11 protein-coding genes and 1 pseudogene are annotated in these 13,427 nt (G+C 38.3%); 3 read left to right on the forward strand and 9 right to left on the reverse strand.

What is annotated here, in order from left to right:
• Nucleotides 1-1,956 (reverse strand): helix-hairpin-helix domain-containing protein, encoded by a 1,956-nt coding sequence (locus L6469_RS09190; RefSeq protein WP_143067133.1) that lies wholly within the window; start codon nucleotides 1,954-1,956, stop codon nucleotides 1-3.
• Between the two features lie 186 nt (nucleotides 1,957-2,142).
• Here L6469_RS09190 and L6469_RS09195 point away from each other — a divergent pair, with 186 nt between their 5' ends.
• Complete coding sequence (locus L6469_RS09195; RefSeq protein WP_223918709.1) at nucleotides 2,143-2,754, forward strand: DUF4294 domain-containing protein; 612 nt, start codon at nucleotides 2,143-2,145, stop codon at nucleotides 2,752-2,754.
• Between the two features lie 98 nt (nucleotides 2,755-2,852).
• On the opposite strand, the gene L6469_RS09200 is transcribed toward L6469_RS09195, so the two are convergent.
• From L6469_RS09200 to L6469_RS09225, 6 genes are all read right to left on the reverse strand, one after another.
• Entirely contained in the window at nucleotides 2,853-3,908 is a 1,056-nt protein-coding gene (locus L6469_RS09200; RefSeq protein ID WP_006283532.1) for a M28 family peptidase, read from the reverse strand.
• Nucleotides 3,908-5,719: a fused gamma-glutamyl-gamma-aminobutyrate hydrolase/peptidase gene (locus tag L6469_RS09205; RefSeq protein WP_006283531.1), complete on the reverse strand. Its 1,812-nt coding sequence runs from the start codon at nucleotides 5,717-5,719 to the stop codon at nucleotides 3,908-3,910. The genes L6469_RS09200 and L6469_RS09205 overlap by 1 nt, the downstream gene beginning before the upstream one ends.
• Nucleotides 5,716-6,192 (reverse strand): Lrp/AsnC family transcriptional regulator, encoded by a 477-nt coding sequence (locus L6469_RS09210; RefSeq protein WP_006283530.1) that lies wholly within the window; start codon nucleotides 6,190-6,192, stop codon nucleotides 5,716-5,718. The genes L6469_RS09205 and L6469_RS09210 overlap by 4 nt, the downstream gene beginning before the upstream one ends.
• A gap of 150 nt (nucleotides 6,193-6,342) precedes the next feature.
• Nucleotides 6,343-7,299 carry an FKBP-type peptidyl-prolyl cis-trans isomerase gene (locus tag L6469_RS09215; protein WP_006283529.1) on the reverse strand — a complete coding sequence of 319 codons (957 nt, stop codon included), beginning with the start codon at nucleotides 7,297-7,299 and terminating at the stop codon, nucleotides 6,343-6,345.
• 78 nt (nucleotides 7,300-7,377) lie between these two features.
• Complete coding sequence (locus L6469_RS09220) at nucleotides 7,378-8,256, reverse strand: FKBP-type peptidyl-prolyl cis-trans isomerase (RefSeq protein ID WP_006283528.1); 879 nt, start codon at nucleotides 8,254-8,256, stop codon at nucleotides 7,378-7,380.
• A gap of 25 nt (nucleotides 8,257-8,281) precedes the next feature.
• A complete protein-coding gene (locus tag L6469_RS09225; RefSeq protein WP_006283527.1) occupies nucleotides 8,282-8,887 on the reverse strand; it encodes an FKBP-type peptidyl-prolyl cis-trans isomerase in 606 nt (201 codons plus the stop codon).
• A gap of 132 nt (nucleotides 8,888-9,019) precedes the next feature.
• Between L6469_RS09225 and L6469_RS09230 the strand changes: the two genes are divergently transcribed.
• Together L6469_RS09230 and L6469_RS09235 are read left to right on the forward strand one after the other, a co-directional pair.
• Complete coding sequence (locus L6469_RS09230) at nucleotides 9,020-9,718, forward strand: SIR2 family NAD-dependent protein deacylase (protein ID WP_006283526.1); 699 nt, start codon at nucleotides 9,020-9,022, stop codon at nucleotides 9,716-9,718.
• Nucleotides 9,719-9,809: 91 nt separating this feature from the next.
• Nucleotides 9,810-10,523: an outer membrane beta-barrel protein gene (locus L6469_RS09235; RefSeq protein WP_006283525.1), complete on the forward strand. Its 714-nt coding sequence runs from the start codon at nucleotides 9,810-9,812 to the stop codon at nucleotides 10,521-10,523.
• 84 nt (nucleotides 10,524-10,607) lie between these two features.
• Here L6469_RS09235 and L6469_RS09240 read toward each other — a convergent pair.
• A pseudogene (locus L6469_RS09240) lies at nucleotides 10,608-11,459 on the reverse strand (IS30 family transposase).
• Between the two features lie 260 nt (nucleotides 11,460-11,719).
• A complete protein-coding gene (locus L6469_RS09245) occupies nucleotides 11,720-13,405 on the reverse strand; it encodes a Na/Pi cotransporter family protein (RefSeq protein ID WP_074548228.1) in 1,686 nt (561 codons plus the stop codon).
• Between the last annotated feature and the right edge of the window lie 22 nt (nucleotides 13,406-13,427).

Consider the following 13,427-nt stretch of genomic DNA (forward strand, 5'->3'; position numbering starts at 1 on the left):
TTAAAATTTCCACTTTACCTGTATATCTAAATCAGTTATGGCGGATTGATTAATTTGTTGATAACTGCTTGATATGTGATTTCGATCGAAATAGTTAGTGGTACCTACTTTGGCTAACACCATGAGATGACTGTTGATATTGGCTTTGGTCATGAGCATATAATGAATGCCTTCACCATAAAAAGAAGGGAAACTGAGAGTATAAAGTGGCCCTTGCTCATAGGCATATACTCGACTATTGAAATCTTGTGTATGGAAATAGCTGATACCTGCATATAAGCGTAAAAAGTGTATATCGACGCTTGAGCGTTCTGCGATCATCCATCCAAAGCTTTTGTGGTTGTCTTTAGAATAGCTAAAATTGCCTTCTAAGGTGTTGTTCCAAGTCTTAAATGAGCTATTAACGGCAAGCTTGGCATGTTGTTCTGTTTGGTTGACAAGAGCCGTTTTTGATGAATTGTTTATTTGTCGTACTCGGTATCGGTATCTGAAGTTGATATTCCACGGTTTTCGTAGTAGGAGTGTTCCTGAAAGCATAGTATCCCAACTCGTAGAGGACATTGAGGTACGATAACGAGCCCATGGGAAATAGGCGTAATCTGTGTATGCCATCATGGTGAGTTTTCGCCAAGGTTGCCAATTTATACCAAGATATATGCCACTTTCATTTTGAACAGCCCCTCCATCATTAAAACTCTGACTGTATAAGGAATAATATTTGTATGAGTAAAAGCGCTGAATGGTGATTAGTGATAAATTGCTGTTAAAGGCATAACTGACCAAATTTAGTGTGGCTAAAGCATTCAGATTATTGATAGCCGTTTCTCCAGAAAAAGTTAATTTGTTACTAGTGTATCCATAGTCTATACTCATATTGTAAAATGATGCTCCTTGAGGATACCATCGACGGTAAATTTGGTTCGTCTTTGGAGCTAGTGGCTTGTTAAATGATGTATATAAGGCTGTTGCTCCGATATGATATCCATTCTTGAAATATCGAATGTTGGTTCCACAAAGGAACGTGGATGCATTATCTTTTTTATTTATCTCATTTTGTGTGCGATGATATCCTGTTTTTACAATAGTAGCAATAGTGTGATTGTCTGTATTGAGAGTTGCATCTATATTTCGATAAGATATAAACGCACTTACATCAAGACCATGGAGTAGGGATATGGTGGTAGCTGCTCCTTGTAAGTAGTTGGCTGATGATCGGGAGGAATGTGTACGAATGGCATTGCTGTTACGGCCTAGTGTAGTTAATGTGATAGTCTTGCCTAAGCCAAAATCATTGTTGATAGTTAGGCCTAATCCGAAATGTACGCGATAACGACCTAGAGTAATATTCTTGATTTTTCCAAAATTTCGAAGTTGGAAATAAAAAGAATAAAAGTCATAAGGATAGTTGCCTTGACTCATAAAAGGTTCGCCTGCGTCTTGTGAGCCAAGAATCCCAAATTTAACATTCTGTCCATAGGTGAAATTGTAGCGAAACCAATGTTTATACTTATAGCCCAAATATCCATTTTTGTCACCTTTCCGTTCATAGAAGGGAATTTTCATACTTCCTACAATCTCGTGTTTTCCATATTTTAAGATATTTTTTAAAGTGAGGGTAGTTTTGCTTGTGATTTCTCCGGGATAAACAAAATAACTCAATAGCTGTCGTTGATAATATCCTATAGATTCAATCATAGCTATTTCTCCCAAACTCTTCATCGGTCCATATTGATAGATGTAAGCCTGTATATCTTCAATTTGCTGGGCCGTGAGAAAGGGAAATTGCTCTAAATCTTCTCGGGTTGCGGTGTTAATATTGATAGGATGCTCAGATAGATTCGTCAGAATATCAGTATAATCGTCCCAGGAGATGGATTCAAAGTCATCCATGTCTTGTATTTGTTCCAAGTAGCTCTCCCAAGAGCTAGACCGTTGAGCATCAATAGTGGTTATCATACATGAAAGTATGGTAATTATAAAAAATAATCTCTTCACGATAACTATTAGTTCATTCGCAATTATTAACAAAGGTACAGAGAATATTAGACAAATGCAAATTTTTAGCAATTGTTTTCTTTGAATGCAGAAAATATAGTACTTTTGCTTTTGATGTTGAAAAATAGAATTTACATATTAGTAACAATGGCTTTCTTGAGTGTAATCCCAGCTTATGCTCAAGTAAACCAGCAAATAGCGCCAGAAGATCGGGAGGTGGATATGGACAATCCAACCTTTGAGCCTATGGTAAAGGTAGGCAAGGTATTGATGGGGAGTGATAGTATACAATATGTAGAATTAAACAAGATCTGGGTATATCCTCCAATAGAATTTAAAAATGCTAAAGAGCGTATAGCTTACAATCGTTTGGTTGCTAATGTGAAGAAGGTTCTTCCGATTGCAAAAGAGGTGAATCAGATTATTATAGAAACTTATGAATATCTGCAGACTCTGCCAAATAAAAAGGCGAAAGATGAGCATATGAAGCTTGTCGAGAAAAGCATTAAAAAGGAGTATACGCCACGTATGAAAAAATTAACGTATTCTCAAGGCAAACTGTTGATTAAATTGGTTTATCGTGAATGTAATTCGTCTTCGTACAGCCTTATTCAAGCTTTCTTAGGTCCTATTCGCGCAGGTTTTTATCAAGCCTTTGCTTCATTGTTCGGTGCAAGCCTTACTAAAAAATATGATGCAAATGGTGTGGATCGTCTTACTGAACGTGTTGTAAGACAGGTTGAGGCTGGACAATTGTAAATGATACTGATTAAAGAAAAGACTTGGCCAACTTGTAATGATAACTATTTTGTTACCTGCAAGTTGGCCAAGTTAATATGTAGTCCTTATCTTTTCGCTTATTTTTGGTTCATTTCCGTATATATGACTTGAATTAGAGTTTGTCCTACAGCTTTCAAGACATTTTTGTCAAGGTGATCCATATCATCACTAATGGTATGCCAGGTAGGTCCGAAAGAACTTTGTTGACAATCTGGATAATATGGAATGATGTCGATGGTTGGAATGTTAGCATTCTTGTTAACAGGGATGTGATCGTCTGTAATATAACCACCATCTTTGTTTGGAAAGTATTGACCATATCCAGCGTTGCGTGATGCTTTCCATATCTTATGTACAAATTGTTCTGCGTATTGCAGAGACATACGTTCGCGATAGAACTGAGCCCCTTGTCCACCAACCATATCGAGTAAAATACCATAGCGTGGAGCATAGCCTTGTGGAAGATGTGTACTCCAATATTGTGCGCCTAAAGCCCAGGTTGATTCATCGTCCTGCAGACCAGACCATGAAGGTGTACCCCAGTCCTCTGCATCAAAGCAAACAAAATCGATGCCTAGGTTTTTTACTTTAGATGCCAATTGAGGATTTTTGGCATTAGCCTGTAAAGTTCGAGCGAGTTCGAGCATGACACCTACACCGCTAGCGCCATCATTAGCAGCCATAACAGGTTTGTGCCAGTTTGTACTGTCAGGATCATTGTCGGCCCATGGACGACTATCCCAGTGGGCACATATTAAGATACGACTTGTAGCCCGTGGATTATAGCTTGCTATAATGTTGTTGCTTTTAAGTAGTGTGCCGTCATAGCCTTTTAGATCGGCTTTTTGCTCTTCTACTGTACAACCGTACTGTTTAAACTTTGCAACAATCCAATCGGCACATTTATCGTGTGCTTCACTATTCATTATTCGTGGCCCAAAATTGCATTGTGTAGCGCAATAGGCAAAAGCAGAGTCGGCATTGAATGTAGGACCGATAGGATTTACTTTTTCAACTTCTTCAACTTCTGTTACGTCTGCTGCATTATTGTCCTTACTAGTATAAAACCAGCCGTAGACGGCAGCTATTATAAGGATAAGTATTGTCACTAATATAACTTTTTTCTTTTTCATTATTGTTTCAAACTTTGAACTTTAGTCATAATGCGTAGCCAGTTACCACCCCAAATCTTCTCGATATCTCTTTCGCTATATCGGCGTTGTAATAGTTGCAAGGTAAAGTTGATGAGTTCACTTGCATCAGCGATTCCTTTAACACCACCATCACCATCGAAGTCTGTACCAAGGCCTACATGGTCTATGCCCATGATAGAAATGGCATGTTCTAGATGCTGAATGGCATCTAAAATACTAGCTTCACCTTCCTTTTTGAGGAAACCGTGATAGAGAGTAATTTGGGCAACACCACCTTTCGATGCTAAAGCACGAAGCTGTTCATCGGTAAGGTTACGTGGAACATCGCATAGCATCCTACAATTGCTATGGCTACATACAATTGGAGTTCTGCTAATTTCTAGAGCATCGTAAAAGCTCTTTTCTCCAGCATGACTCAAATCAATCATAATTCCTTGTCGATTCATTTCCTGAATAACCTGTGCTCCAAATTGACTGACACCATTGTGAGTATTGCATCCTCGTGCACTGTCGCAAATATCATTGTCGCCATTATGACATAAAGTGATATATACGATACCTCTTTGTGCAAAATGCTTCACATTAGCCAGGTCGTGATTTAGAGCTAGACCATTCTCTATACCCAACATAATACTCTTGCGATTATTACGCTTATCAGCATAGAGATCTTGTGGAGTACGTGCGATGCTGATATAATCGCTTTTCATATTTGCTATTTCCTCTATCTTGTCAAAGATAAGATCGGCATATTCTGTAGGTGAAAGTGATGGATTGGGTAATTGTAATCCTGGATAACGTGTAACGAGAGCTGGATTATGTTTGGCAATGCCTGCTAGGTCAATCTTTGATGAGAAGGTTTCACCTAGTTTTGGCTGTGGTAAATAAGCTACCATAGTTACAGCGTCAGTACGTCCCTCTGTCATCTTGTGAAGATCATAGAGTATACGTGGATCACGATGGCCAAATTGCACTCCCTGTGGGAAAAACATTGGCGTATCGCAATGTGAGTCGAGGGTAAGAATACGGTTATGTAAATCTTTAGCTTTGATGAAATGATTGGCCTGTTCGATGAGCCACTTAAATATCGGTAGACCATCTTCTCCAAGCCATTCTGGATGCCATTGTACGCCTAAGATAGGTTTAAATTCATTACTTTCTACCGCTTCAATAATATGGTCACTAGACTTGGCTGCAACTTTGAGCTTGCTGCCCGTTTTTTCTACAGCTTGATGGTGGAAAGAATTGACGTATAGGATATCGCTATGATAGATATTATAGAGTGTAGAATTCTTTTCGATAGCTACACTATGTGTTGCTTCTGAGCGATTTGCGTTCTGGTCATGCTTTATCGTATTATTGATATCTTGTACTACTTTTCCACCTAAAGCAATAGCAATGGTTTGTATGCCTCGGCATATACCTAATATTGGTATTTGTCTGTTATAAGCCAAGCGTGTAATCAAGAGTTCGGCTAAATCTCGTTCTTGATTAATGTGGTGAAGTTGTGGAGATGGTTCTTCGCCATACCACAATGGATTATGATCCCCTCCACCTGTAAGGATGAGACCATCAAGATGTTCTAGTGTATTGATGATAGTGTTCTTATCCGTTATAGGGGGAATAAGAATAGGAGTTCCTCCAGCTGCCACAACTTGTCGGTAATATACACTACGTATAGTTGTGTCTATATCGCTATAATCAGCAGTGAGACCAATCATCGGTTGATGGTTGGTCTCAGGGAAAGTGGAATATATCTTGTCTAGATATGATTCCAAATTAAAGTTTCTCATTTTTTAACCTCGTCCTCAATGTGAACTGGAATTTCTCTCTTAATACTTTGTTCGAGAGAAATCAATGTTTCGGTACTTACAACACCAGGAATGGTCTGAAGTTTATTGTTCAGAAGATCCATTAATTGCTCATTATCCTGTGCATAAAGTTTAAGTAGCATAGTGTAAGGACCTGTTGTGAAGTGACATTCGATAATTTCAGGAATGTTGATCAGCTTTTCAACCACCTTTTTGTACATACTTCCTCTTTCCAGGTTTAATCCTACATAAGTACAAGTAGAATATCCCAGACTTTTTGGGTTTACGTCAAATCCACTGCCTGTGATGGTACCATTGTCAATCAAGTGCTGTACTCGTTGATGGATAGCAGCACGAGATACTCCGCATTCTGCGGCTACGTCCTTGAAAGGGATGCGTGCATTCTTCGACAAAATATTTAAAATTTTCTTGTCGAGATTATCAATTTTATCCATATTTACTGATGATTAATATTTCTTCAAAATTATCAAAAGGTTTCGATGTTTCAGCAAATGTAGGTATTTTAATTGATATAAGCAATAAAATGTACGAAAATGTTGCTCATCTTCGTACATTTTGTTATTTTATACCGTCTTTATTAAGAATTACTTCTTTTTTGAGACTTTTAGTGTGCTTTTTGGCGAGCTTTTCGTTTTGTTTTCGTTTTTTGTTTTCGCAGGTTCAACCTTTTTTTCTTCATTATGGCGAATATCAACCAGCTCTACGGTGAAAATCAAAGTTGAATATGCTGGGATATCATTACCCATAGCTCGAGAGCCATATGCTAATTCTTGTGGAATATAAAGTTCCCATTTACTACCTACAGGCATCATGCATAGTGCTTCTTGCCAACCTTTGATCACCTGATTAGGACGGAATTCGCTTGTCTGTGGATCGCGCTTGTAAGAACTGTCAAATATGGTACCATTAATCAATTTGCCTTCATACTTGACAACACACTCTTCATCAGCTTTAGGTGTCTCTCCTGTACCCTGTACAAGTACTTTATACTGTAATCCGCTAGGAGTAACCTTGACACCTGGCTTCTTGGCATTTTCTGTCAGCCATTTAATACCTTCACCTGCCAGGATATCTTGTTTGTAGTCTGCTGCTGCTTTCGTATTAGTAAAGATAGTTGTGTCTTTTGCTAATGCAGCGATAAAACCGTTAGTGAAAGCTTTTTCATTTAAAGTGATATTTGTACCTTTCAGTTCTCTTTCCTGAATGCTAGGAATGATTCTACTTTGAGCCATTCTCGCAATTTCACAACCTGCTTCATAAGCATTTCCTTGTGGGGTGTTTAGGTGAGTTTGTGCATCATGCATACCACGGATAAAATCAGCCATATATGCAGTATCTACCTTGTAACTTTGCTTTAGAAATTCAACCAGACCTTCTGTGGCCTGCATACCAACAGCATAGCTGGCAGAGTCACTCTGATTGGTTAGTGCTAAAGGAGCAATGACTTCTTGTTTATTATTTTTTTTGTCCTTTTTGTTACCTGCAAAGGTTGTTGTACTACTTGTCAGTAGTATTAGTGCTAATAATAAAGTCTTATTCATTTTAGTCAGTTATTATAACGTATGAGGGACATAGCCCAATGAACTATGTCCCTTTTATTCTATTTTACTTGATGTAAATTATTTACCACCAAGAGATACCAATTCAATCTTGAAGATAAGTGCAGAGAATGGTTTGATATCGTTACCCTGCTCGCGGTCGCCATAAGCAAGATTCTGGGGAATATAAACTTCCCAAACAGAGCCAACAGGCATGTGAATAAGCGCTTCAGTCCAACCCTTGATTACCTGATTGGCACGAAGTTGAACAGGCTCACCACGCTTGTATGAGCTGTCGAATACCTTTCCTTCAATAGTACGTCCTTCATAATTTACAGTTACCATAGAGGTATCTTTTGGCATAGGTCCATTACCCTCTTTGATTACTTTATACTGTACGCCTGAAGGTAAAGTAACTACGCCAGCTTTCTTCTTGTTAGCAGCGAGGAATTTTTCGCCAGCTGCCTTATTGGAACCATACTGTTTTTCCATATTTTTGGCCTTGATAGCCATAGCCTTCATCTGAGCAGTTTTACCAGCCTCCTCTACAGTCATCAAACCTTTTTTACCAGTTGTACCTGTAATAAAACCTGCGAGGAAGTTTTTCATAGAGATAGTCTTGGTAGAGTCATCACCGAATACTTCGTGATTAATACCCTTAACCATCTGCTGGCTAATCTGCTGACCAATCTGGATACCAGCGTAATAAGCGGCTTTCTTCTTATCGTCACCAGCGTTGGCACCATCGTTAAGCCCCTTGATAAATTCGTCCATATAAGTGGTATCAACCCCCATACGCTGTACCAAAAAATCTTTCAGACCTTGAGTCTGAGCGAGTCCCATGGCATAACTTAAGGTATCTACATCATTCTTAAGGTCTGCCTTAGGAGTAGAATTGCCACAACCTACGAATGTTGCAGCATAAAGAGCTATGAAAGCTCCAATAAATACTTTTTTCATTTCCTTATTTGATTATTAATTTTTCTTATTTAACAGCCACAAGTTCTACATCAAAGATCAAAGCTGCAAATGGTGGGATGGAAGCACCTGCACCGCGCTCGCCGTAACCCAGCGTGTAAGGAATAAAGAAACGATACTTGGCGCCTTCCTGCATTAATTGAAGACCCTCTGTCCAACCTGCGATAACTTGATTTAAAGGGAATGTTGCAGTTTGGCCACGATCGTATGAACTGTCGAACTTAGTACCATCAATTAAAGTTCCTTCATAATGGCATTCTACCTGGTCAGTAGCCTTTGGCTTTTTACCATTTCCTTCACGGATTACTTGATACTGCAAACCTGAAGGTAGTGTTATGATACCATCCTTTTTGCTGTTTTCAGCGAGAAATTTCTCACCTTCCTCTTTGGCAGCTTTTCCTTTTTCAGCGGCTGCTGCTTGAGCTTTCTTTTCCTGTTCTTCAAAGAAATTTTGAACTAAAGTCTGAGCTTCTTGCTCTGAAACTTTTAATTCCTGGTTTGCGATAATATCCTTGATAGCTTGAGCAAAATCATCAATATTCAAACTTTCTGCACCCATCTGTGCAAGCTGACGGCCAATACCGATGCCGAGAGCATAACTTAAATTGTCCATTCTAAATATTTCCTTTTTGGTTTAATTTCGGCAAAGATACTATTTTTCTTCCGCAAAAGGTGTTCATTTGACGATTTTTTACTAAATTTGTGTAAAACTATTTATTCTTATTCAATCTTAGCCACAATAGATATGAAAAAAATTGTTTTTTTAACTGGTGCAGGAATGTCTGTAGAAAGTGGTTTCAAGACATTTCGTGGTAATGATGGCTTGTGGGAAAACTATCCTGTAGAACAAGTGGCTTCTCACGAAGGTTGGGAGGCCAATCCAACTCTTGTGACAAATTTTTATAATATGTTGCGTAAAAAACTTTGGTCTGCTCTCCCGAATGAGGGACATAAGTTAATACAGCAATTGGAGAAGGATTATGAAGTATCTGTGATAACCCAGAATGTGGATAATTTGCATGAAAAAGCAGGTTCAAGTCATGTGATTCATCTACATGGAGAATTGACCAAGGTCTGTTCTAGTGATGATCCTTATAATCCAGAATATATACAGACTATGACAGAAGAACACTCGGATGTTGAACCGGGGACTAGAGCAGCTGATGGTTCGCTATTACGCCCTTTTATAGTTTTCTTTGGAGAATCTGTTCCGATGATAGAACCTGCTATTGAAGAGGCTCAGAAAGCTGATATATTTGTGGTTATTGGTACCTCTCTTAATGTTTATCCAGCAGCAGGATTGGTGCAGTATACACACCGTGGTACACCTATCTATTTGATAGATCCTAATCCTGTTATTACAGAAGATCGACTCTGTATCAAGCAGATTCTGAAAGGGGCTTCTGAAGGTATGCGCGATTTAGTCTCGATACTTTCAGAATAGGGATTTTCCTATTTCAAATAGGAATTTTATCCATTATGTCTGATCAAAATGTTTCTATATTTGTTGCAGAAACATTTTAATCAGACTATTTATGAAAAGACTCAATTTATTTTTACTGATAATGACTCTGCTCATGGCAGCTGTTTCTGCTGACGCACAGTATTATTCTAATGGAAAGCCGATTCCTCCAGGTAAACGTTCAGCATATTATGCTAATCAGTCTTCTCGTCATCATAATTTTTATAATTCAAATAATACATATTTTGGTTTGCGTCTGGGATTTGGTATTTCAACTGTTAATTCAGATTCTAAATTGTTGAATACCAATAAGACTAGGACTGGACTGAATGTTGGTGCAGTTGTGGGAACACAGTTGTCTAGTCAGGCTCCTGTCTTTTTTGAAACAGGTTTGTACTATACTGAAAAGGGAGGAAAGAGTACTTATAACAGTACAGATTTCTCGTATAGTTTAAATTATCTAGAACTACCTTTGATCGTAAAGTATAAAATTCCTATTGCTGACAAAATTGCTGTTGAGCCCTTCTTAGGAGGTTATTTAGCTTGTGGAGTTGGAGGTAAGATTAAGGATTTTAATAATCGTGAAGCATATAATAGTTTTAATAGTAAAAATGCAAATGCTGCCTTTAACCGGTTTGATGGAGGAATTCGTCTTGGATGTGGCTTTAGTTACGATGTCATGTATGTGGAGGCTGGTTATGATATAGGTTTGGCCAATATAGGTAAAGATGATTTTGATAACACACGTAATGGTTGCTTTAATTTAACTTTAGGTGTTAATTTTTAGTGAACGCGAATTCAACAAGCAAGTGCAAATTTAGCTTATTTTCTTCATAAAGCACTCTTTTGGTGTTGAAAAATTGAGTTTTGCTCATGGTCTATTGTTAATTTTCTCCATAATCTTTGTAATTTGCTGTTGGCTTATGTGTTCAAACGTTGTTGATTTTGGTATGTACTGTCTGATTAATCCATTTATATTCTCAATAGCTCCCTTCTGCCATGAAGAGTATGGATCAGCAAAATAGACAGGCGCTCCAATACTCTTGGTTAGCTTCTCATGTGAAGCAAATTCCAAACCATTGTCGGTAGTGATAGTTTTGATTACATCCTTATATGGCCAAAGTAAATGTATGACAGCTTCAGCCAGTTTATCAGCGTTCTTGCCATGCTTCTATTTTCGCATAAGCAGCAGATTGGTACTGCGTTCTGTAAGAGTAACAATCGCTCCATGATTACCTTTTCCCACAATAGTATCCATTTCAAAGTCTCCGAAGCATTTCCCGTCAGTTTCTACAGGCCTTTCACTAATGCTTACTCTATTTGGAATAGTTTGTCTCTTACCTCCAACTGGTCTAGTTCGATGCTTCAGCCTATGACGGCAATTCTTGTACAATCTTCCACCATTCCGTTTGTCATTCCGAATGATACGGTAAATGCTTTCATGAGAGATAAATATCTCATATTTAGCAAGATGTCCTGAAATCTGCTCGGAAGACCATAGCTCTTCTTTGAGGAGTCTGATGGCTTCAGTCTTTATTTCGGCTTTGATTGCGCGATTGCCAGGTGTACGCCGTTTGTGGTATTCTGCATTCTTTTGAGCTGTTTCATAGTTATATCTAACTTGAGTAACTTTTATTGCAGTTGCAATCTGCTTTTTATTCATTCCGTTTTGTAGTAAGATAAAAATTGTGAATCTTTGCTTCGAGTTTAACTGTTTGTACATAGCAATGCAAAATTAGTTATTCTTGGGGAGATTTCGGTCTCCCTTTTTTCTTTTTTATGCATTGCTTGTTGAAATTCCAAGTTCATGCTATCATGGGGGCTGCTCGCCCCCAAACCCCTCGGTGTTTTCAGGTATTAAGTTTTCATACCACTACACCTTAGAAAATTGCACTTCTATTGTGAACTTGCAGATAGAGGTAACAGGCTTGAGCATAGTAATGCTCAAGCCTGTTTAAATATGTTATATTGTTGTGTTTCTATTTATGCTTCCGGCTTTCTTGTACCCATTCTTGCTTCAACAACGTTAACTACATAGTCTCCAAGTTTTTCGCATTCCTGAATGATGTCCATGTACATGGTTCCTACAGTATATGTGTATACGTGGCTATTTACATCGTTGATATTTTGATTTTTCAGCTGGTTACGATAATTGTTTATCTCGTTTTCTATGTTGAATGAACGGTTAGGATCAAAGTCTTCGCGATGGCCATTCAGCATACTATTCATTTCGCTCAGGGCATCGTCCGTCAGTGCAAACATCTGATGGATGTGTTCGTATTGTTTATCTGTAAAGTCCTCTTTTCCAGAGAATTTTCTATTTAAAGTACGTGCAATGTTATAGCAAGCATCACCAATACTTTCAATTTCACTGATTTCACGGAGCATAGCTCGAATTTTACCTTTCGTGTCATCACTTAAGTGAGCATCGCTCACATGATCAAGGTAATTTGCGATTTCAAGTTCCATATTGTCAGCGATGCTTTCATACTTTTCTATACGAGTAAAAATTTTATTGAATTTATTTTCGTTTTTCTCTCCAATCAACTGACTGAGCATACCAAACATACGTTGGATACGCTCAGAGAAACTGTGGATTTCTTTCTGTGCCTCTAAAATACTAAGCTCAGGTGTCTTCATGATACCTGCTTGGATGAAACGCAAACGAAAATCGTCATCATCCTTGTTTGGTTTTGGCTTCCATACCCAGCAACAAATATCGGATACCTGTTTAACAAATGGCAACAGGATAATTGTGTTTGTAACATTGAAACAAGTGTGGAATGCGGCTAGTGCAAATGTTAGCTGGGTTGCAACAGGTGCTATATTGGTAGTTGGGTTAAATCCGACAAAACTGCAAGCAAAGTTGACAAAGAGTTTGAATACACAGAGTACCCAGACTACACCAAACAAATTAAAAAATAAGTGTCCAAAAGCAGCTCTACGTGCTTCTGTATTAGCAGTTAATGCAACAAGATTGGCGGTGATGGTTGTACCGATATTTTCGCCCAACACTAATGCAATACCCAAATAGATTGGTAGTCCACCCTGAGTACACAGCATCATTGTAATTGCCATAAGGGCTGCAGAACTTTGCAAAGTGAAGGTTAATATGGATCCACAGAATAGGAAAAGTAGAATAGTTCCGAAACTATTAGGGTCGCAACTTGCAAAAAAATCTTTGAGTATACTCAGTTGTTCTGGTGGAATACGTGTCTCGCCCAATGTAGAAAGTGCAAGAAATAAAAAGGACATACCAAAAAGGAAGTCGCCAATATATCGACGTTTCTTAGAATAAATGAGCAGGAGGCCTATCAGAAATACTGGCCATACAAAATTGCTTATTTTAAAAGAAAAACCAGCAGACATAATCCATGCTGTCAATGTTGTGCCAATATTGGCACCCATAATGACTGCTATAGCCTGAACTAAGGTAAGCAAACCTGCGTTTACAAAGGATACTGTCATTACTGTTGTTGCTGTAGAAGATTGGACCGCAACAGTAGTAAACATACCTGTAATAACGCTCGATACACGGTTGGTTGTCATGGCGCCTAGTACGTGGCGTAGTTGTGGACCAGCCAACTTCTGTAGGGCTTCACTCATAACCTTCATACCATAAATGAGGAGAGCTATTGCTCCTACAATCTTTAAAAAGAGAATCGTCATATATTGTATTTTTTTAATGCGA

Origin of the sequence: Segatella baroniae B14 (assembly GCF_022024235.1) — a bacterium.
Lineage (GTDB): Bacteria > Bacteroidota > Bacteroidia > Bacteroidales > Bacteroidaceae > Prevotella > Prevotella bryantii.